Here is a 19,846-nt window from a genome sequence, read left to right as displayed (position 1 = left end):
CCGCTCCTTCCTCGCCGCTCCCGACCGCCGGGCCACGGAGCGGCCCGCTCAACCCGGCCCCGCTCAACCCGGCCCGCTCAACCCGGCCCGCTCAACCCGGCTTGCTCAACCCCCGCCCGCTAAGCCCAGCCCGCTCTCAACCTCGTCCGCCCCGGCGCAGCAGCCCGGCCACGACATCGGCGTCGGCCCGATCGACCAGGGCCACGACCACGGCCCCCGCCACCAGCGCGACGGCGGCGGCCAGGACGGTGGCCCCCACGTTGGGCCAGATGCCGCTCGCCCCGACCAGCCCCACCACACCGGTCCCTGCCAGGTAACCCAGGAAACCGCCCCCGGCCGCCGCGACCGCCGCCCGGGGCAGGCCCGCCACCGCCGCGCTCCCCCGGGCGCGGACCACGGAGCCGAGCAGCAGCGCCCCGCCCACGCTCATGCCGACGCTCATCCCGAGCGCCAAGCCACCGATCTTCCACCCCCCGGGCAGTGCCAGCGCGAAGACCGCCTGAGCAACCGTCGCCACCACCCACGCCGCCACGGTCCCGGTGGCGACCTCCCGGCCGCGGCCGGCCGCGTAGAGGACCCGGCTCAGGTGAGCGATCAGCCCGTATCCGACCAGGCCCGGCGCGAACAGCGCGATGGCGTGGGCCAGCTCGGACGGGTCCACCTCGGTCTTGATCCCGAGGAACACCACCGCTCCCGGCCCCGACGCGGCGGCCAGCACCCCGGCGGCCAGCCCGGACACCAGCACCACGGCCCGCGTGGTGCGCGCCGCCAGCTCGGCGAACGCCCGCGGCTCGCCGGCCTGCGCGGACAGCCGGGGAAACGCGCTGGTGGCGATGGGCACGGCCAGCACCGCGTACGGCACCAGGTAGATCGCCCACGCGTAGTTGTAGACGACGATGGCGCCGTTGCCGATCGCGTGATTGGACAGCACCAACACCATGATCGTGGCGGCCTGCTGGGCGAGGAGCGCGGCGATCCCGGCGAAGGCGAGCCGGCGCACCTGCCCGGCCACCCCGTCGGGGAATCGCAGGGTGGGCCGCCACCTCAACCCCAGCCGGGCCGTGGGCCCGATCACGGCCAGCACTAGAGACAGCACCCCCAGGCTGGTCCCCAGCGACAGCGCCAGTTCGGCCGGGCCCAACAGTGACTCAGGGTTGCTGTCGCCACCGCTGAGCGGCACGAACAGCAGGTAGGCCACGATGACCACGATGCTGGACACGAGGGGCGCGGCCGCGGGCCCGGCGAAGCGCTTGTGCGCCTGCAGCACGCCGTAGAGCACGACGGCGACGCCGTAAAGCGGGATCTGGGGTGCGAAGACGATCAGCATCCGGGTGGCGACCGCCGTCACCGCGCTCATGTCGCACCCTTTGATCGGGGAGCCGAAGAACAGCCCGATGACCGGCCCGGCGAACAGCGCGGTGAGCACGGCCAGCGGGACGAGCACCACGACCACCCACGTCAGCAGCGCCGAGCTGATCCGCCCCACCCGCTCGCCGGTCTCCCGGTCGTCGTCCGAGGCCCGGGCGGCGAGCACCGGGACGACCATCCCGGCCAGGGCCCCGCCGACGACCACCTCGAACACGATGTTGGGGATCTGGTTGGCCGTCATGTAGGCGGTCGAGAGGCAGTTGGTCCCCACCGTCTGGGCGAAGGCGTACTGCTTGGCGAACCCGGCGACGCGTGCCAGCACCGTGATGGCCCCGATGAGCATGGCGCCGCCCGCGACCCCTCGCGCCGTCACCACTGCCACCCGGCCTCCCCAGCCCCGCGCCCGATCGCGCCGACGCAGAACATCCTGGCAGGTCGTGCCGACAAACGAGCGGTCACACAGGGTCGACCGGACGGCGGCCGAGCATGTCGAGCCGGTTGAGCACGGGGTTGCCGGCGATGACCTTGGTGAAGCTGACCTTCTCCGCGGCGGCGGTCAGCGCCACCACGGTGCCCAGCAGGACATAGCGTCCCGGACGGCCCAGCTTGGTGACGGCGGCGAGCCCGAGCAGGGCGCCCAGGGAGTTGGCCCCGGCGTCACCGAGCATGGCGCGCTCGCCCAGGTCGTCCGGCAGCAGCGCCGCGGCGGCCCCCAGCGGCACGGCGGCCAGCGCCGCGGCGGCGGGCGAGTCGCGGAAGAGGGAGGCGGCCAGCAGCGGGCCGCCGGTCAGCAGGCCCACCTTGATGGCCCGGCCGGGGCGCAGGTCGAAGAGGTTGGCGAGGTTGGCGGCGCCGGCGATGGCGGCGCCGTTGACCAGGGTGTCGACCGGTCCCTGCGAGACGAGGGCGGCGGCGCCGAGCCCGGTGGCGCCGATGCCGAGGATCTTGACGGCGCCGCTGGTGACCTCGCCCCGGGCGAGCGCGGTCAGGTGGCCCTTGAAGCCCTTGGACGACGTGGTGCCGTACAGGTCGTCGTAGGCGCCGAGCGCGCCGCTGCCCGCGCCCGCGACGAGCGCGGCCAGGCGCAACCGCCCCGGCAGGCCAGGCGCGAGCGCGGCCGCCGTGCTCGCACCGGCCACGAACGCGGGGCCTTCGAGCAGCGTGATGGGCTCGCCGCGGTGGTTCTTGCGCGTCCAGCGGCCGCTCAGGTCGACCGGCTTGTTGCGGGTGAACGCGGCGTACGCGACGCGGGCGGCCGCGGCGCCGATCGCGGCACCGGCGAGTGCGTAGAGGAGGCCACGGGCCTGGGTGGCAGGCATGTCAGCTCCCTGACTGGGTGGTGGGGGACGGAGTGGCGGTCGTCACCGTGGGCAGCATCGCCGAGGCGCCCTTGCCGATGCCGTACTGGCCGGCACGCCCGTTGAGCTGCTCCCGGAGAGAGTAGACGATCGCGACCCGGCCCGCGGGCATGTCGGCGGTATCGATCGAGCTGACCCTCTTGGAGACCTCGCCGTCGTCGCGCAGGGCGGCGATCGGGTCGCCGGGCGCGGCGGGGGTCGCGACGGTCCCGGCCAGCACCGTGCCCTTGCCCGCCAGGTCGAGCCCGCCGGCCACGGAGACGAGCGCGCCCGCCTGGACCTCGGCGCTCTCGCCCTCGTACGGCTTCTCCGGCGCGAGCATGACGGCGAGCGTGGCCCGCTTGACCGGGTCGCCGTCGGTGGTGAGCAGCCCGCCCGTCTCGAAGGAGCTGACGACCTCGGCGGTGGCCGGGTTGGGAGTGCTGGCCTGTGCCTGGTCGGGGGTGACGAAGGCGGCCGACAGCAGCATGGCGGCCCGGTCCCAGGAGGTGGCCGTGGCCGGGAAGATCATGTTGGCCGGCTTGAGCTGGTTGACCAGGCCGTCCAGCACGCCGACGCCCTTGGGGTCGAAGAACTTCTCCGTCAGCGAGGCCCGCCCGGAGATCTCCGCGCCCGCCTGCGTGAGCACCTGCTGCGCGGCCTCGCGAACGGTGGTGCTGGAGCCGGGCGTCTCGACGAGGAGCACCCGCTGGCCCGTCAGGTCACCCGTCACCAGGTCCGGCGTCAGGGCGGTGATGAGCGCGTCGTTGCCGGCCTCGCGGCCCTGGAGCGCGTCGAGCTGCGTCCGCAGCTCCTCTTTCGACTTGGTGAGCTGGGCGGCCACCTCCTGCGCCGACTTGACCGCGGGCTCCTGCAGCAGCGTGGTGCCCAGCACGATTCCCACCGCGAGCGCCAGGAAGATCGCGACGATGGAGACGAGGTGGTAGCGAAAATCGATCACGAGAAGAGTCCGACCAACCAGAAGATGAAGGCGTTCCAGGCATCTTGCAGACCGTTCAGCCAGGTCTGGCCGATCGGTGAGAGGAAGAGCGCGACGCTCATCACGATGAGCGCCGTGATCACGAGCAGGAGCAGCTGCGGGGTGGAGATGCGGCTGCGGTAGAGCCTGCTCACGCCCTTGGCGTCGATGAGCTTGCTGCCGATGATCAGCCGGGTGAGGAACGTGCTGGCCATGCCGGGGCGTCCCTTGTCGAGGAACTCCTCCAGCGTCCCGTGGGTGCCGACGGCCACGATCAGCTCGGCGCCCTTGTCGTCGGCCAGGAGCATCGCGATGTCCTCGCTGGTGCCGGTGGCGGGGAAGATCACCGCCTCGCGGCCGAGCTGGTGGACGCGCTCCAGGCCCGGCGCCCTGCCGTCGCGGTAGGCGTGTACGACGAGCTCGGCGCCGCAGGTCAGGGCCTTGGTGGAGACGGAGTCGAAGTCTCCCACGATCACGTCGGGCAGGTAGCCGGCGTCCATGAGCGCGTCGGCCCCGCCGTCGACGCCGACGAGGACGGGACGGTATTCGCGGATGTAGGGGCGGAGGGTGGCGATGTCTTCTTTGTAGTGATACCCGCGCACCACGATGAGGACATGCCTGCCCTCCATCGGGGTGCGGATCTCAGGTACGCCGACTCCGTCGATGAGCAGCTTGCCCTCACCACGGACGTACTCCATGGTGTTGACGGCGAAGGCCTCGATCTGCACGGCGAGCCCGGCGCGGGCCTCCGCCATGGCCGACTCGACGGCCTCGACGGTCTGCTCACTGCCCTTGCCGACGATGTCGTCGTCGAGGTAGACCACGCCGTCGCTGACGCGTACGACGTCGCCGTCCTTGACGCGTTCGAACAGCTCCTGATTGACGTTGTCGACGAACGGCACGCCCGCTTCGAGCAGAATCTGGGGCCCCAGGTTGGGGTAGCGGCCGCTGATGCCGCAGGCGACGTTCACCACCGCCGCGGCACCGCATGCGACGAGCGCCTCCGCGCTGACCCGGTCAACGTCAACGTGGTCGATAATCGCAATTTCCCCGGGCTGGAGGCGCTTTGTCAGCCTCTTGGTCCGCCGGTCGATTCTCGCCACTGCCGTTACACCTGGAAGGTCTCCGACCTTCCGGCCGCGGAGGCCCGGCATCTTGCTTCCCGGAACCTTCATCAAGACCATCCTGCCAGAGCGAAACAGCGCAGAGGCCACGCATGACGCGGCGTGTCCGCTATGTCACCCAGGATCACCTGTCTGCCGCGGCCAGCCCCAGGAGTTCTTCCGCGTGGGCTCTGCCCAATTCGGAGTCCTCCAAGCCCGCCAACATGCGGGAGAGCTCGCGTACCCTGCCCTCGTGGTCGAGCGTGACCACGCCGCTGCGCACGACGCTGCCGTCGCTCGCCTTCTCGACCACCAGATGCTGGTCGGCGAACGCGGCGACCTGCGGCAGGTGGGTGACCACGATCACCTGCGCGGTGCGGGCGAGCCTGGCCAGCCGGCGCCCGATCTCGACCGCGGCCTTGCCGCCGACCCCCGCGTCCACCTCGTCGAACACGAACGTCGGCACCGGGTCCGCCCCCGCGAACACCACCTCGATCGCGAGCATGACCCGGCTCAGCTCACCGCCGGAGGCGCCCTTGTTGAGCGGCAGCGGCGGCGCGGCGGGATGGGCGGCCATCCGGAGCTCCACCTCGTCGCGGCCCTCGGGGCCGAACTCCTCGCTCTGGCTGAGCTGCACCACGACCCTGGCATGGGGCATGGCCAGCGCCGTCAGCTCCTCGGTCACGGCCTGACCGAACCGCTCGGCGGCGCTCTGGCGCACCCTGGTGAGCTCGGCGGCCAGGTCGGTGAGCCGCGCGGTCAGCTCCTCGTGCTCGCGGGTCAGCTCCTCGATGCGCTCGTCGTCGCCCTCCAGCTCGGCCAGCCGCGTGGCGGCCTGCTGCGCCCAGGCCAGGACGCCCGCGCTGTCCTCCGCGTATTTCCTGATCAGCCCGGACAGCACGGAGCGGCGCTCCTGCACCGCCGCCAGCCGCGCCGGATCCGCCTCGATCGACTCCGCGTAGGCCGCCAGGTCGGTGGCCACGTCGGAGATCAGGTAGCCGGCCTCGGCCAGCCGGTCGGCCACGGAGGCGAGCTGGGGGTCGAAGTCGCGTACGGCCTCCACGGCCGTACGCGCCTCGCCGAGCAGCGAGACCACGTCGTGGGGGCTTCCCGCCGCCTCCATGGGGTCGCCGAGCAGCGCGGTGTGCGCGGTGGTGGCGGCGCTGCGCAGCGCGTCGGCGTGCGAGAGCCGCTCCTCCTCACCGCGCAGCTCGGTGTCCTCGCCCGGCTTGGGTTCGACCTTCTCGATCTCCTCCAGACCGAACCGCAGCCGGTCGGCCTCCTGCGTGCGCTCCCTGGCCCTGGTGGTCAGCTCCTCGAGCAGCGCGCCGACCTGCTTGTGCCGCTTGTACGCCTGTGAGTACGCCCGCAGCGGCTTGACCAGCTCGTTTCCGGCATAACGGTCGAGCGCCGCGCGCTGCCTGGCCGGCTGGAGCAGCCGCTGCTGGTCCATCTGCCCGTGCACGGCCACCAGGTCGTCGGCGAGGTAGGTCAGGGTGCCGACGGGCACCGTGCGCCCGCCGAGCCAGGCTCTGGATCTGCCCTCGGCCGAGACGGTGCGCGAGATGATCAGCTCGCCGTCCTCGACCTCGCCGCCGATGTCCTCGACCTGCTGGGAGACGCGCCCGGCCGGCTTGATGACCAGCGTGCCCTCGACGCGCGCCCGATCGGCCCCCGGACGGATGCGCGAGGGGTCGGCCCGGCCGCCGAACAGCAGCCCGAGCCCGGTCACGACCATCGTCTTGCCCGCGCCGGTCTCGCCGGTGACCACGTTGAAGCCCGGCGAAAGCTCGAGCACGGCCTCGTCGATGACGCCGAGCCCCTGGATGCGGACCTCCTCGACCCTTGGTCGCACTGCCCACTCCCGTTCACTGCCGTGTCTGATGGTCACCCGCGTCGTCTCCGAACACGTGTGCCAACGTGTGCCCAGGCGATCCTACGCGGTCCCGCCTCCATTGACTCAGGGTCGCACCCTTCCGCGCCAGCCCTGAACAGGAAGCTCGAACTTGGCGACCAATCTGTCGGTGAACGGCGCGCCGCTGTTCTCCACGCCGTGCAGCCGCGCCAGGCGTACGGGCTCGGCGCCTCTGCGCACCTCGACCCGCGAGCCCGACGGCAACTCGAAGCGGCGCCGCCCGTCGCACCACAGGACGCCGCCCGGCGTCTCGGGCAGGATCTCGACGGCCAGCGTGGAACGCGGCGAGACCACCAACGGCCTGGCGAACAGCGCGTGCGCGCTGATGGGCACCATGAGCAGCGCCTCCACCTCCGGCCACACGACGGGTCCGCCCGCCGAGAAAGCATAGGCCGTCGAGCCCGTCGGGGTGGCGCAGATCACGCCGTCGCACCCCCACCGCGACAGGGGGCGGCCGTCGATCTCGGCGACCACCTCGAGCATGCGCTCCTGCTTCTCCACGGTCACCTCGTTGAGCGCCCACGTGTCGGCGATCACCCGGCCGTTCTGCCTGGCGAGAACGTCGATGGTCATGCGCTCCTCGACGTCGTAGCGACCCGCCACGACGCTGTCGACCGCCTCAGCCAGGTCGGCGACCTCCGCCTCGGCCAGGAACCCGACATGTCCGAGATTGACCCCCAGCAGCGGCGTGCCCGCCGGCTTGGTCAGCTCGGCCGCACGCAGCAGCGTGCCGTCGCCACCGAGCACGATCATGACCTCGGCGTCCTTGACCGCGGCCGGGTCTCCGGGCACCGTCTCCACGCCGCCGCAGCCGACCTCGGCGTACTCGGTCTCGAGCACCCTCACGTTGATTCCGGCGTCCACCAGCCGGTTGATGACCAGGCGAGCGCTCTCGACTGCGGCGTCACGCCCGGTGTGTACGGCGACCAGCACGGTCCGTTTCATTGCGGCCCTTCCGCGACGGCACGTTGGATCTCGGCTTCGAGGTCGGCGACAGCCGGCTCGCCCTCCCCTTTGCCCAGCCAGAGCAGATATTCGACATTTCCCGATGGTCCCGGCAAGGGGCTGGCGGTCACACCCCGCACGGTCAGCCCCAGCTCCCGGGCCTTGGCGGCGGCATCGCTCACCGAACGCCTGCGCAACTCGGGATCGCGCACGACGCCCCCCGCCCCGACGAGGTCCTTGCCCACCTCGAACTGCGGTTTGACCAGCATCACGAAATCGGCCCGCGGCGCGGCGACCGAGGCCAGAGCGGGCAGCACCAGCCGCAGCGAGATGAACGACAGGTCGCCCACGACCAGCGTGGGCGGCTCGCCGACCATCTCGGGGGTCAGGTCGCGTACATTGACGCGCTCCATCACCGTCACCCGCTCATCGGTACGCAGCGACCACGCCAGCTGGCCGTATCCCACGTCCACGGCGAGCACGTGGCCGGCGCCGCGGCGCAGCAGCACGTCCGTGAACCCGCCGGTGGAGGCGCCCGCGTCGAGGCAGCGCCGGCCCTCCACACTCAGGTTCTCGAACGCCTCGAGCGCGCCGAGCAGTTTGTGCGCTCCTCGCGAAACGTAGTCGGGCCCGTCCTCCGACTCGGCCACCACGATGGCGGAGGCGGTCTCGACCTGGGTGGCGGGCTTGCGCGCCGCCTGGCCCCCGACGCTGACCCGGCCGGCCTCGATGAGCTGGGCGGCCTGCTCGCGCGACCTGGCCAGGCCCCGGCGTACCAGCTCGCTGTCGAGGCGGATCCGCCGGCTCACTGCTCTTCCACTGCGGTGGCCAGCGTGGACTCGAGCCCGGAGAACGCCTCGGCGAAGACCTGAACGTGCTCACTCACCGGCAGCTCGCCAAGGCGGCCCAGACCGGCCACGATGGCATCGACCCGCTCGTTGCCGGTCTCCTCCGGCAGCTCACTCATGACTCGACCGTAACGCCTCCCGCGAGCGCCCGGGACCTTGGCAGGCGTGTCACGCGTTGAAGCTCATACGGGGGTGCTACTGATGTGGAACGCTACCGTCCGCAAAGGGAAATGAAAGGATGCGCATCATGGCAAGCGTCGAGGAGTGCCGGGCGGCACTGGTGAAGCTCGTCGCCCAGTTCGACGAGATCGACGAGCAGGATCGTGCCAAGCACGTGGTCGAGCGGACGGTCAGCTGCCGGGTTCCCGACCTCGACGTGATCTTCTACGGCCGACTGCACCACGGAGGGCTCGACCCGTTCACCGAACGTCCACCATCGGACGGCAAGCCGGCGGACGTCAAGCTCACGATCTCGAGCGACGACCTGATCGCCCTGGTGGACGGGGAGCTGGACCTCGCTCGCGCGCTCCTCGGGGGACGAGTGAAGGTCGATGCCAGCTTCGGCGACCTCCTCCGCCTCCGCAGACTCCTCTAACGGAACCCACCCCACCCAACAAACCCATCACCCCACCTCAACAAGCCCATCACTCCACCCCAATGAACCCATTGGCTTACCCCAGCGAACCCGCCAACCCAACCAACGAACCAGCCACCCTGCCCAACTGACCCGCTGCCCTGCCCCTCGGGCCCGCGCACCACCCCAACCCTCCCCAGCCGCCCCAAAAGGGCGGCTCACCACTCACCGCCCCTGAGCCCCCTGCCCGCCCTCCCTCCGTCTGCCTGCTCTCCCTCCGAACGGGCCAGACCATCTGACGACCGCGACCGGCATGGTCGCCACGATGGCACCACCTGCTGCCGGCCCACCCCTGACGCCAAACCCGCCAAACTCACCCCGCGCGCCCCAACCCCAGCAACACCGCGCAGCCGAGACATCAGGTCGCCAACACCGGCCCGTCCAGCAGCGGGGCAGGCACCACCAACCAGCCCCCGAGCAGACTCACCGCCGCCCTGCCCGCAACCCCAGCAGGCAGCACACACCCCCAACGCCAACCAGCCCCTGAGCAGATTCACCGGCTCTTTGCCCGCAACCCCCGCAGGCCGTACACGCCCCCAAACGCCAACCAGCCCCACACCCACCGCCGTCACCCCAATCCCGACACCACGCAGCGGGGGCATCCGAGCCCACCCACCCGTCCAGCGGCGGCGACCATAGCAGCGGCGACGGCGATCACCGCAGCGACCACAGCAACGGCGGGTCCGGGAACCACAGCAGCGGCAGCGGCGACAGCAGGGGCGGCAGCGAGAGGCAGCGCCAACACCCGACATCCCTGCGCCAGATTCACCGACCTGCCTCTACCCGGCAACACTTCAGTGAGACCGGCGAACCCTCAAGGGTGGCCCAGCCCTCGCGAACCTCAGCCCAACCGATCCAGCACGGGCTTCACGGCGTCCTCCTCGACCCGCCCCTCCCCAGCCACGGCCCACGCCGCGTCGCAGGCGGCCCGCAGCCCGTCAATTCGGCTCCCGTCACCATCGAGCCGCAGCACGCCGTCCTGCCACCTGGCCCGCCACCCCCCGCAAGCCCCATCCCGCACCTCGGGATAAGACTCCAGCAACGTACGCAAATCCGCACCGACATAGGTGGGCCGATGACGCGGTCCCGCCGTCAGCACATCGACAGCCGTAGCCACCCCGGTCAGCACCAGCAGGCTCTCGACCCCCGCGTTGGAGGCCCCCTCGATATCGGTGTCCAGCCGATCCCCCACAACCAACGGCCGCCGCGCCCCCGTACGGATCATGGACTCCCGATGCAACGGCGGATCAGGCTTGCCCGCATAAACCGGCTCAACCCCGGTAGCAGCCGCGATCACCCGAACCATCGCCCCGTTCCCCGGCAACTCCCCTCGCCCGGTAGGCATCGTGCTGTCCCCGTTGGAGGCCACGAACAACGCCCCCTGCCGCACCGCCAGCGCCCCTTCCGACAGCAGCCCATACGACAGCCCTGGGGCGATCCCCTGCACCACGGCAACAGGTGACTCGGCGGCGGTAGAAACAGGCCGAAGCCCACGATCCCGTAGGGCCAGCCGCAACCCGGACCCTCCGACGACGAGCACGTTCGACCCAGGCGGCACCCTTTCGGCGACCAACCGAGCAGCGGCCTGAGCCGAAGTCACCACGTCGTCAGCCGAGGCCGGTGCCCCAAGCTCGCGAAGGTGAGTGGCGATGGCAGCAGGCGTACGAGAGGCGTTGTTGGTGACGTACGCCAGCCGCACCCCACGCCGCTGAGCCTCCTCCAACGCCGCCGGCGCCCCCGGCACCGCATGGCTGCCCAGATAGACCACACCGTCGAGGTCGAGCAGCAGGGTGTCATAGCCGTCGATCAGCACAGTGCCTCTCCCCGTTTGACTCTCACGCCGCGTGCGACTCTAGCGCCGCCGCAACCCTCACCCACACAAGGGCCGACCATTTCCACGCCCACCGCCGATGCGCGTGGACACCCACCTCCACACCACGCGCACACGCAGAGACACCCACCCCTACATGCGCAAAGCGCCCACCCCTACATACGCAGAGCGCCCAACTTCACATCCCACGCCCACACCAACCAACGCCCCTCATCAGCCGCCGCCGCATTCACGGTCGCCATGTCGAGCCGACTGACCCAGCGGCCGTTCCCTCGCGCCCCAAACGCATTACGGCCCGCCTGGGCTCCACAACCCACCCTGGCTACATCGCCGGTCTCCTCACCCTTGTCGGCACCAGAGCACCCTGCACGCCTGAGCTCCACACCGCCAATCGCGCGGGCGGCACCGACACCCACCAGCCCCAGCTTTCAAACCGGAGCAATCTTCACCCGCGCCCGTGCGCCCTGAGATCACTCAATACCAAACCTCACGCCCCCGCCCCGCCCGCGCTCGGGCCACAGGACACGGCCCACGCCAACCGCCGAACAGCGCGACGCCATTACCGACCACTCGATCCCGCACGATGACAACAAGAACGCCGCCTACCGCCCACTCACACACCAGGCGGACTCAAGCACTGAACCCCTCGCCGGAACGACGCAAGGCATCGCTCAACACGCATCCCACACCCAGAACCACATAGCTCAAGACAGCCAAAGAAGACGACCACAAGAGACCAGGGCGACCCACCCGACGCCCTACGTCCTCCGACTACATTTCGCGACGAGCTCGCAAGGTAGCGCGAACACTCTTCAAAGCCGACACATAATGGCGCTCATCCGGCCGCATGGCCACCGCGATGGCCAGAGGCTCCTGGGCCCCCTCCACATCCCCGGTCCGCCACAGCGACAGCCCCAACCCAAAGTAGGCATAATCCTCGGCCGGATTAGCATTCACGATCTGCCGGAAACTAGCGGCAGCCTCCGCGTACTGCCGTGAATTGAACTGCGCCCGAGCCAACGCCTCCAGAATGCTCCGCGATGCGGGTTCGGCCGCGGCAGCGCGCTCCAGCAACGCGGCAGCGGCAGCCGGGCTGCCCTCTTTCAGCAATCTCACCCCACGCTGATACCAATCGTAAACACCGCCCCCGGGAGCACCTGAGTTCTCGTTCTGAACGTTTCCATCGTGGGCCATGCGTGGGGACTCCTTCATCGCTGAACGACGGACCCGCTTCGCCCTGCTACGGAAAGGGCACGGGCTGCAACCATGGGGCGACTTCCGGGAGGGACAAGCATTTATGGGAGCATGCCCGGTATGGGGACTCCTGAACTGCCGATGCCGGACGGGCTGGTGCTGCGACCCTTCCGAGGGGTACGTTTCGCCGTCGAAGATCCCGCCAAGGTGACCTCCCCGCCATACGACCTGATCTCCGACGCCGACGTGGACGCCCTCCTGGACTCCCATCCGAACAACGTCGTCCGACTCATCCTTCCCCGCTCCCCCCGAGGCGATTCCTCCGTCAAACCACCAGCCCCCCATCGGCAACAGGAACCAAACCAAACACCCAGCACCGCGCCCCACCGCCCGTCGGCTGACGGCGAGCCGACCACCACGCAGCAGCAGGCGTCCGTTCCTCCCACACCGTCCGACGCCGGGCTTGAAACCCGCTATGCCAAGGCGCGGGACACGCTGAGGGCCTGGCTGGACACGGGTGTCCTGGTGCCGGACGACGTTCCAGCGCTCTACGTGTACGAGCAGAGCGGGCCGAACGTGCTGCAACGCGGCTTGATCGGCGACGTGGGCCTGGCCGATCCTGGGCAGCGCATCATCCTCCCCCACGAGGACGTCATGCCGGGCCCCATCACCGACCGGCTCGCCCTCATGAGCACCACGCAGGCCAACCTCGAACCCATCTTCCTCCTCTACAACGGCGACAACGGCACGGCCACTCGCCTGGTGGACGAGGTGGCCTCGGAACGGCGCCCCCTCGTGTCCGCCCACACCGAGGATGGCCTCACGCACCGCCTGTGGGCCATCACGGACGTATCCGAGATCAACGCGATAAACGCCGATCTCCACGACCGCCAAGCCCTGATCGCAGACGGCCACCACCGGTACGCGACGTACCGCGTCCTCCAACGCCAGGAGCACGCCACCCACCGCTCGGCCCAGCCCGAGCAGCCGCTCACCACCACCACGAGACCGGAACCACCCGACATCCCACAGACGCCGCCACCGCTGCACACCGCCACGTCAGAAGCTCGACCCGACGCCACGTCTGAGGCCCCGTCGTCTTCCTCTGACGTCGAACCAGCGGCTCAACCACCTCATCCCGCCATCCCTTCGGAATCACAGACGTCTTCCCCCAGCGGGAACATCGACCTGGATGGGAAGCCGTCGATCCCTGACATCCCCCAGGCCTCCCAGGTCTCCGGGACCGATGGTGTCGCCGGCAAGGCCGGATCCGTGCCCTCAGGCGGCGGCCGCTCGACACCAGAACCCGTGGTCGGGCCGTGGGACTTCGGGCTGGCCCTGCTCGTCGACTCCACCGCGTACCCGCCCAATCTGCAGGCCATCCACCGCGTGATCCCCGGGCTCCCCCTCGCCGAGGCGGTCGCCAAGGCCCGAGGCGCGTGGCGCGTTCACGACTTCGACGACTTGGCGCAGGGCCTGGCCGCCCTGGAGGAGGCTCAAGAGCCGGCCTTCCTGCTCGGCGGGGAGGGTGGCACGCACCTGCTCACCAACCCCGACCCGGTGCAGCTCGCCCGCGCCATGCCGCCCGACCACTCCGAGCGCTGGAACTCCCTCAACACCTCCGTCCTCACGGAGTTCGTCCTGCCCAAGGTGTGGGGCATGCGCGATGACGAGCAGGCCGTACGCATCGTCCACCACGACACGGACGCCGCGGTGCGACTGGCCATCCGCACCGGCGGCACCGCGGTACTCCTCAAGCCGCTCGCGGTTGACGACGTACTGGCCGTCGCTGCGGGCGGCGAACGAGTCCCCCGCAAGTCCACCTCCTTCGGTCCGAAGCCCAGGACCGGCCTGGTCCTCCGTACGTTCGCCATCGACTGACGCAGCCGTCTCCCCTCAATCGCGGCGCAGGATTCTTCACGATCGCCGACGTCCGCCGTCTGCGCGGCGATCGTACGGACGTCCCCGCCGTCCATAAAGCGCTGCACGGCGGCTCCTGCGAGAACCACCCGTGGGCTGCGGGACTCACGGAACGGTGCAACACCCAGCACGACCGCCCAGCCGCGGACAGCCCCGATCGAATGGCCGGCCCAGCCACCCGCCAGCGAGCGCTGCCTGGCCGAGCGACTCCACGTGATGACCGCGAGCACTACCGCTGACCGCGGCGGCCGGTTATGTGCTCTCGGTCGACGGACGGCCGAGGAAATCCACGCCCTCGACCGGCCGACCCACCACCCCACGAGAGGGCGCTGTCCACGACCGGGCGAGGCCCCAGCGCTCTCCGCGCACGCCAACACTCCACAACCGGTGGGTCAGCTTGCTGGGGCGAGGTAGACCACTTGGCGGGGGATCAGGGCGGCGAGGCTTCCGTGAGAGCTGTGGGTGGGGCCGTCCGGAAGGTCGCTGGGGAGGGGAACGTCGGCTTCGTACGGTCTGGCGGAGCTCACCTCCACCTCGTACCGCCAGATCTTGGCCGCGGACGGGCCGAAGACGCGGCAGCGGAAGGATCCGGTCACCTCCATGTAGTCGCGGGGATTGAGGCCGCGGACTGTGGCCGCCGTCTCCGGGTCGAAGGTGACGCACGGGATGCTGTCGGTCAGGGCGGCTCCGCGTCGGTTGCGGCGGCGGCGCACGATGATGCGCCACTTCGCCACGGTGTCGCCGCTGGGCAAGGAGTGCTCCTCGACCCCCGCCGACAGCCGGCCTACCAGCAGGACTTCGTTTCGGTCCACTGTCGTCCTCCTATCGGTGCTCTGGTGGAGATCACTATCTACGATGAGGAGGAGGCCGGATCGGCTGGAATGCCGTTCTGGGGACAGCTGCTGGAGGCTCGGGAGTTCCTGTGGAAAACATCACCGCGTTGGGTGGCGACGTCTATGAGATCGACACCAAAATGGCTGGATACACGGGTATCACGGCCGGCTATCTGATTTTGGGGGATCGGCCGTGCCTCGTGGAGACGGGCACCTCGACCTCGGCCCCTGTGGTGCGCGATGCGCTGGCCTCGCTCGGTGTCGGCCCGGAGGACCTGGCCACCGTCGTGGTGACGCACATTCATCTGGATCACGCCGGTGGCGTGGGCGACATCGCCAAGTTCTTCCCGTCCGCGCAGGTCGTCGTACACGAGAAGGGTGCCCGCCATCTGGCTGACCCGTCACGGTTGATGGCCAGTGCACGGATGGTGTGGGGTGACAAGCTCGACACACTATTTGGTGAACTGTCGCCCACCGAGGCCGAACGCATCGTGGCCCTCGGCGACACCGGAGCCGTCGACCTGGGCAACGGACGCACGCTGAACAGCCACTACTCCCCTGGGCACGCGAAACACCACGTGGGACTGATCGACTCCGCCACCGGAGACCTGTACGTCGGCGACGCGGCCGGCGTCTACCTCCCCGAAACAGGCGATCTCCGTCCCGCGACGCCGCCGCCGGACTTCGACCTGGAGACGGCGCTCGATTCGATCGCGTTGTTCGAGGCGCTTGGGCCGCAACGGCTGCTGTTCAGCCACTATGGGCCGGTCGATGCCGTACAGGAGACTTTGGAGCGGTCTGCGGAGGAGCTTCGCATCTGGGTTGATCTCACTCGGCGGGCTCATGCTGAGGGGATGGATCTGGACCACGCCGTCGCCATGGTCAGGGATCGCACCAAGGATCGCTATCGGGCGTTGGAGGCTGCTGGCGGGGAGGATGGGGCGGCTGAGCAACTCGAGCTGTTGAGTGGTGCTCCGTCAAACGTGGCGGGGATCCTCCACTGGCTCAACCGCGTCTCACCGTAGTCGCGCATTGTGGGAGGGGGCGGGCGGATGTCCCCGTCGTCGCCTGGCCGGTATCCGCTTTCCTCGCCTGGCCAATGAATCTCGCCGCAGAAGCCGTGCGTGAGGGGGTCATGCGTGTGTCAGGGGGCGTCGTGCTCCCGTGTGTGGCGGTTCTTGGCGTCATACGGGTCAGGGGGCGTCGTGCCGTTGCACGTGCGCCGACGTCGTCGACGTCAGATTCCCCTGGGTCACGCGTGTACTGGGCTTCTCGCGGATCAACGCTTTGCAGGATTTCTCGCGGTCGAAGGCCAGCGGGGTTTCTCGCATGAAGACGGGAACTTCACGCGGTCAGATGCGTGTGGGATTTCAGGGCCGATGGACGTGAGCTGGGTTCCTCGGCACCGTACGAGGAGCCGAGTTCCTCGCCATCAATCGCGCGGGGGATTCTCACGCTCATGCCGTACAGAATCCACCGGCGGGGCGGATGGGCGGGCGTTCGTCATCGAATGAGACCGTGAGCGGTCGCCCACCCGTCCCCGCCGTACCGGACCGGCTTGACCGTCGGATGGCGACGGTATCGGTCCGGGTACGGCGGGGACGTGGCGTCAGTCGTCGGACTTGCGCTTGACGTCCGAGGCAGGCTCGTCGGACTCGTCGTTGAGCGTGTCTCCGAAGTTGGGCTCGATGAACGCCGGCGTGATGCTCGGCGCCTCGGCCTGCTTCGGGGCCTCCTGAGCAGGCCGCTCAGTCTGCTCCTCGGCAGCGTCGGCGGGACCGGACTGCTCGGGCGCGTCGGCCGGGGCAGCCTCCTGCCCACGATCCGATGCATCCGCGGGGGCAGCTTCTCGCGACTCCCCATCCCGTACGTCTGCCGAGGCCGCCGCCTGCGGCTCCTCGTCCAGAACGTCCGCCGGCTGCTCTTCCAGGACGTCGGCCGGCGCCGCTTCCCGCGGCTCCTCCTCGGCCGGGGCCGTTTCCGGGGACTCCTCATCGACTACGTCGGCGGACGCCTCGTCCGAGACGCTCCCCGGGGAGGCCAAGAGGTCGCCCGCTTCGGCCAGGGCCGTGGCGTCATCCACGTCCTCGGCCGCCTCAGCTGCCTCGGCCGCGCCGGCGTCGTCGAAGTCGTCCTCGTAGTCGAACTCCTCCTCGACGTCTTCGATGACGGACCCGGTCAGCTCGGCGTAACGTTCGGCCGCTTCCGTCTCCCCGTCCTCGTCGAACGCCATCGCCCGCCCGAACCAGTCCGTAGCCGCCTCCTGGTGCCCGGCCTCGGCCAGAGCGTCCGCATACGCGAACGCCAGCCGCGCCGACCACGGCCTGGGCTGCGGGTCACGCAGCTCGGGGAGGCGCTGCAGGGTGATCACGGCGGCGTCGTGCTGGCCCAGGTCGCGGCGGGCGCCGGACTCGACGATGGTCAGCTCGATGCGTCCGGCGCGGTCGAGGCGTTCGGCCTCTGGCGAACGTACGAGGTCAAGCGCCCGCTCCGGACGACCGAGACCGCGCTCGCAGTCGGCCATGACCGGCAGGTACGCGTCAGAGCCCGTCATCCTCCTGGCCGCGCGCAGATCGCTCAGCGCTTCGGAGAAGTGTCCCGCGCGGTAGGCGACGATGCCCGCGGCCTCCCGTACGACACCGATCCTGGCCGCGAACCTGCGTGCCACCTTCGTGTGCTCGTGCGCCCGGTCGGGGTCGTCGTCCTCGAGCGCCCGTTCGGCGGCGACGAGGTGCCGGCCCACCAGCTCGGCGAGGTCGCCGGGCAGGGAGCGCAGCTCCTCGCGGACTTCCTTGTCGAGCTCGTCCGCGGTGATGTCGGGCGCGACCTCGGGCAGCTTCTCGCGCTGCGGGGCCTCGGCGTCGCGGTCGGACCTGCCGTACCTGGCGCGGGTGCCCGAGGAGTCGGGGCGCTCGCCGCGGTCGTCCCGCGAGAACGGCCGCGAGTCCCGGCGGGGACCGAAGCCACCTTCGCGACGGTCGCCGCCGCCACGCGGGCCGCGGTCGCCCTCGCGCCTGCCACCGAATCCGCCTTCACGGCGCGGACCCCGATCCTCCCGGAACCCGCCCTCGCGGCGGTCGCCGTAGCCGCCTTCCCTGCGGGGGGCACGGTCGTCCCTCGAGAACGGACGCGAGCCTTCGCGCCGGGGGCCGCCTCCACTCTCACGCCGGTCACCGTAGCCGCCCTCGCGACGGGGGCCGCGATCATCCCGATCCCGGAACGAACGACGCTCCTCACCCTCACGACCCGGTCCTCGGTCGTCGCGGAACCCGCCCTCACGACGCGGGCCCCGATCGTCACGGAACCCGCCTTCGCGACGCGGGCCACGGTCGTCACGGAACCCGCCTTCGCGACGCGGACCCCGATCGTCACGGAACCCGCCCTCACGACGCGGACCCCGATCATCGCGGAAGCCACCTTCGCGGCGCGGACCCCGATCGTCACGAGACCCGCCCTCACGGCGGTCGCCGAAGCCGCCCTCGCGGCGCGGGCCACGGTCCTCACGGAAGCCGCCCTCACGACGGTCCCCGTACCTGCCCTCGCGCCGCTCGCCGAACCCGCCCTCACGACGAGGACCGCGATCATCCCGATCCCGGAACGGACGACGCTCGTCACCCTCACGACGGGGGCCGCGATCGTCGCGATCCCGGTAGGTACGACGATCGTCACCCCGGGGTCCGCGATCATCACCCTCACGTCGAGGGCCACGGCTGTCGCCGAAGCCGCCCTCACGACGCGGGCCACGGTCCTCACGGAACCCGCCTTCGCGACGCGGGCCACGATCGTCACGGAACCCGCCCTCGCGACGCGGACCCCGATCGTCACGGAACCCGCCCTCACGACGCGGGCCACGATCGTCACGGAACCCGCCCTCGCGACGCGGACCCCGATCGTCACGGAACCCGCCCTCACGACGCGGACCCCGATCATCGCGGAAGCCACCTTCGCGGCGCGGACCCCGATCGTCACGAGACCCGCCCTCACGGCGGTCGCCGTACCGGCGCTCGCCGAAGCCACCTTCGCGGCGCGGGCCACGGTCCTCACGGAAGCCGCCCTCACGACGGTCCCCGTACCTGCCCTCGCGCCGCTCGCCGAACCCGCCCTCACGACGAGGCCCACGGTCATCCCGGTCCCCGAACGAACGACGCTCGTCACCCTCACGACGCGGGCCGCGATCATCTCTGTATCCGTCGTCGCGCCGCGGCGTCCTGTCTCCACGACCGTAGGAGCGCGACCTGTCGTCGGAACGGAACGGACGGTCGCCGCCGGAGTCTCGCCCACGAGAACCGTACCCGCCGCTCCTGCCGCCTCCGCTGGAGCGCCTGTCCCCATAGTCGCCGCGCCCGCGCTGTCCGCCGTCCGATCCGTTATCACTGTTCACTTCTGGTCCATTTCGTTGGCTCACTCAGCGGACTCATAACGACGGTCCACCGTGGCTGGTCGCCGCCTCTCGGGCCTTACGCGACGAAGGCCACCCGTGGGGTGGCCCGGTTCCTTCCAGCCTAGCAAGCCCCAGTACGTCCATGAGCCCGGACGCAAGCCATATATCGGCGCGACCAGAAACGCACGGTCAGCGAGAGCGTTCGCACCGTCACCACGCCTCGCGGAAAATCTTGATCCGCGAACGGGATTCGGCCGAAGTTGCCACTCTGCCATCGGGGGGTCAACGCCCGTCGTCGTTAACGAAGGCGCTCGAATTGCGGAACTGCGCACAGCTGTGCCGTTAGCGGAACGTCACAGCTACAGAAATGTGGCCTCGGACGCCGATCTGGCCAGTGAGTGGAAGGGCGGGCAGCCGGCCGCGCGAGGGAACGCCTCACAGCTCTCATCACAGCCGGCACAGCACACAAAAAAAAGGGGGTCCGACGCCCAAGGCGTCGAACCCCCTCAAAGATTGTCCGGCGGCGACCTACTCTCCCACACCCTCCCGAGTGCAGTA

The 19,846-nt window shown here is 70.3% G+C and carries 16 protein-coding genes; 4 read left to right on the top strand and 12 right to left on the bottom strand.

Features of this window, described 5'->3' with window-relative positions; translation table 11 throughout:
• Window positions 1-136: 136 nt before the first annotated feature.
• The 8 genes from murJ to ACIHFD_RS42055 all read right to left on the bottom strand — a co-directional run bounded on the left by murJ (window position 137) and on the right by ACIHFD_RS42055 (window position 8,614).
• Entirely contained in the window at window positions 137-1,750 is a 1,614-nt protein-coding gene (gene murJ, locus ACIHFD_RS42090; protein WP_397371701.1) for a murein biosynthesis integral membrane protein MurJ, read from the bottom strand.
• 73 nt (window positions 1,751-1,823) lie between these two features.
• Window positions 1,824-2,687, bottom strand: a complete 864-nt coding sequence (locus ACIHFD_RS42085) for a hypothetical protein (protein ID WP_397371700.1) — start codon at window positions 2,685-2,687, stop codon at window positions 1,824-1,826.
• Window position 2,688: 1 nt separating this feature from the next.
• Window positions 2,689-3,666 (bottom strand): copper transporter, encoded by a 978-nt coding sequence (locus tag ACIHFD_RS42080; RefSeq protein ID WP_397371699.1) that lies wholly within the window; start codon window positions 3,664-3,666, stop codon window positions 2,689-2,691.
• Window positions 3,663-4,859, bottom strand: coding sequence for a putative cytokinetic ring protein SteA (steA, locus tag ACIHFD_RS42075; RefSeq protein WP_397371698.1), 1,197 nt, complete (start codon window positions 4,857-4,859; stop codon window positions 3,663-3,665). The genes ACIHFD_RS42080 and steA overlap by 4 nt, the downstream gene beginning before the upstream one ends.
• A gap of 73 nt (window positions 4,860-4,932) precedes the next feature.
• Complete coding sequence (gene recN / locus ACIHFD_RS42070; RefSeq protein WP_350739897.1) at window positions 4,933-6,642, bottom strand: DNA repair protein RecN; 1,710 nt, start codon at window positions 6,640-6,642, stop codon at window positions 4,933-4,935.
• Window positions 6,643-6,747: 105 nt separating this feature from the next.
• Complete coding sequence (locus ACIHFD_RS42065) at window positions 6,748-7,647, bottom strand: NAD kinase (protein ID WP_397371697.1); 900 nt, start codon at window positions 7,645-7,647, stop codon at window positions 6,748-6,750.
• The gene (locus tag ACIHFD_RS42060) at window positions 7,644-8,456 is read right to left on the bottom strand and encodes a TlyA family RNA methyltransferase (protein WP_350739891.1); all 813 of its coding nucleotides are present in this window, start codon (window positions 8,454-8,456) and stop codon (window positions 7,644-7,646) included. Before ACIHFD_RS42060 ends, ACIHFD_RS42065 begins: the two co-directional genes overlap by 4 nt.
• Complete coding sequence (locus ACIHFD_RS42055; RefSeq protein ID WP_397371696.1) at window positions 8,453-8,614, bottom strand: hypothetical protein; 162 nt, start codon at window positions 8,612-8,614, stop codon at window positions 8,453-8,455. The genes ACIHFD_RS42060 and ACIHFD_RS42055 overlap by 4 nt, the downstream gene beginning before the upstream one ends.
• 128 nt (window positions 8,615-8,742) lie before the next feature.
• On the opposite strand from ACIHFD_RS42055, the gene ACIHFD_RS42050 reads away from it, so the two are divergent.
• Entirely contained in the window at window positions 8,743-9,090 is a 348-nt protein-coding gene (locus ACIHFD_RS42050) for an SCP2 sterol-binding domain-containing protein (protein ID WP_397371695.1), read from the top strand.
• Between the two features lie 880 nt (window positions 9,091-9,970).
• Here ACIHFD_RS42050 and ACIHFD_RS42045 read toward each other — a convergent pair.
• On the bottom strand, window positions 9,971-10,942 hold the full coding sequence (locus ACIHFD_RS42045; protein WP_355200585.1) for an HAD-IIA family hydrolase: 972 nt from the start codon (window positions 10,940-10,942) through the stop codon (window positions 9,971-9,973).
• A gap of 789 nt (window positions 10,943-11,731) precedes the next feature.
• Window positions 11,732-12,154, bottom strand: a complete 423-nt coding sequence (locus ACIHFD_RS42040; RefSeq protein ID WP_350739880.1) for a tetratricopeptide repeat protein — start codon at window positions 12,152-12,154, stop codon at window positions 11,732-11,734.
• 120 nt (window positions 12,155-12,274) lie between these two features.
• Between ACIHFD_RS42040 and ACIHFD_RS42035 the strand changes: the two genes are divergently transcribed.
• Complete coding sequence (locus tag ACIHFD_RS42035) at window positions 12,275-14,035, top strand: DUF1015 family protein (protein ID WP_397371694.1); 1,761 nt, start codon at window positions 12,275-12,277, stop codon at window positions 14,033-14,035.
• A gap of 431 nt (window positions 14,036-14,466) precedes the next feature.
• Here ACIHFD_RS42035 and ACIHFD_RS42030 read toward each other — a convergent pair whose 3' ends face one another.
• Window positions 14,467-14,886 carry a single-stranded DNA-binding protein gene (locus ACIHFD_RS42030; RefSeq protein WP_397371693.1) on the bottom strand — a complete coding sequence of 140 codons (420 nt, stop codon included), beginning with the start codon at window positions 14,884-14,886 and terminating at the stop codon, window positions 14,467-14,469.
• A gap of 110 nt (window positions 14,887-14,996) precedes the next feature.
• On the opposite strand from ACIHFD_RS42030, the gene ACIHFD_RS42025 reads away from it, so the two are divergent.
• Window positions 14,997-15,932 carry an MBL fold metallo-hydrolase gene (locus ACIHFD_RS42025; protein ID WP_350739871.1) on the top strand — a complete coding sequence of 312 codons (936 nt, stop codon included), beginning with the start codon at window positions 14,997-14,999 and terminating at the stop codon, window positions 15,930-15,932.
• 584 nt (window positions 15,933-16,516) lie between these two features.
• Here ACIHFD_RS42025 and ACIHFD_RS42020 read toward each other — a convergent pair.
• Window positions 16,517-17,650 carry a hypothetical protein gene (locus ACIHFD_RS42020; protein ID WP_397371692.1) on the bottom strand — a complete coding sequence of 378 codons (1,134 nt, stop codon included), beginning with the start codon at window positions 17,648-17,650 and terminating at the stop codon, window positions 16,517-16,519.
• Between ACIHFD_RS42020 and ACIHFD_RS42015 the strand changes: the two genes are divergently transcribed.
• The gene (locus tag ACIHFD_RS42015) at window positions 17,588-19,327 is read left to right on the top strand and encodes a hypothetical protein (RefSeq protein ID WP_397371691.1); all 1,740 of its coding nucleotides are present in this window, start codon (window positions 17,588-17,590) and stop codon (window positions 19,325-19,327) included. The genes ACIHFD_RS42020 and ACIHFD_RS42015 overlap by 63 nt on opposite strands.
• Window positions 19,328-19,846 lie beyond the last annotated feature (519 nt).

Source organism: Nonomuraea sp. NPDC051941, from assembly GCF_044593615.1.
This window is presented reverse-complemented; position numbering and strand designations above follow the sequence as displayed.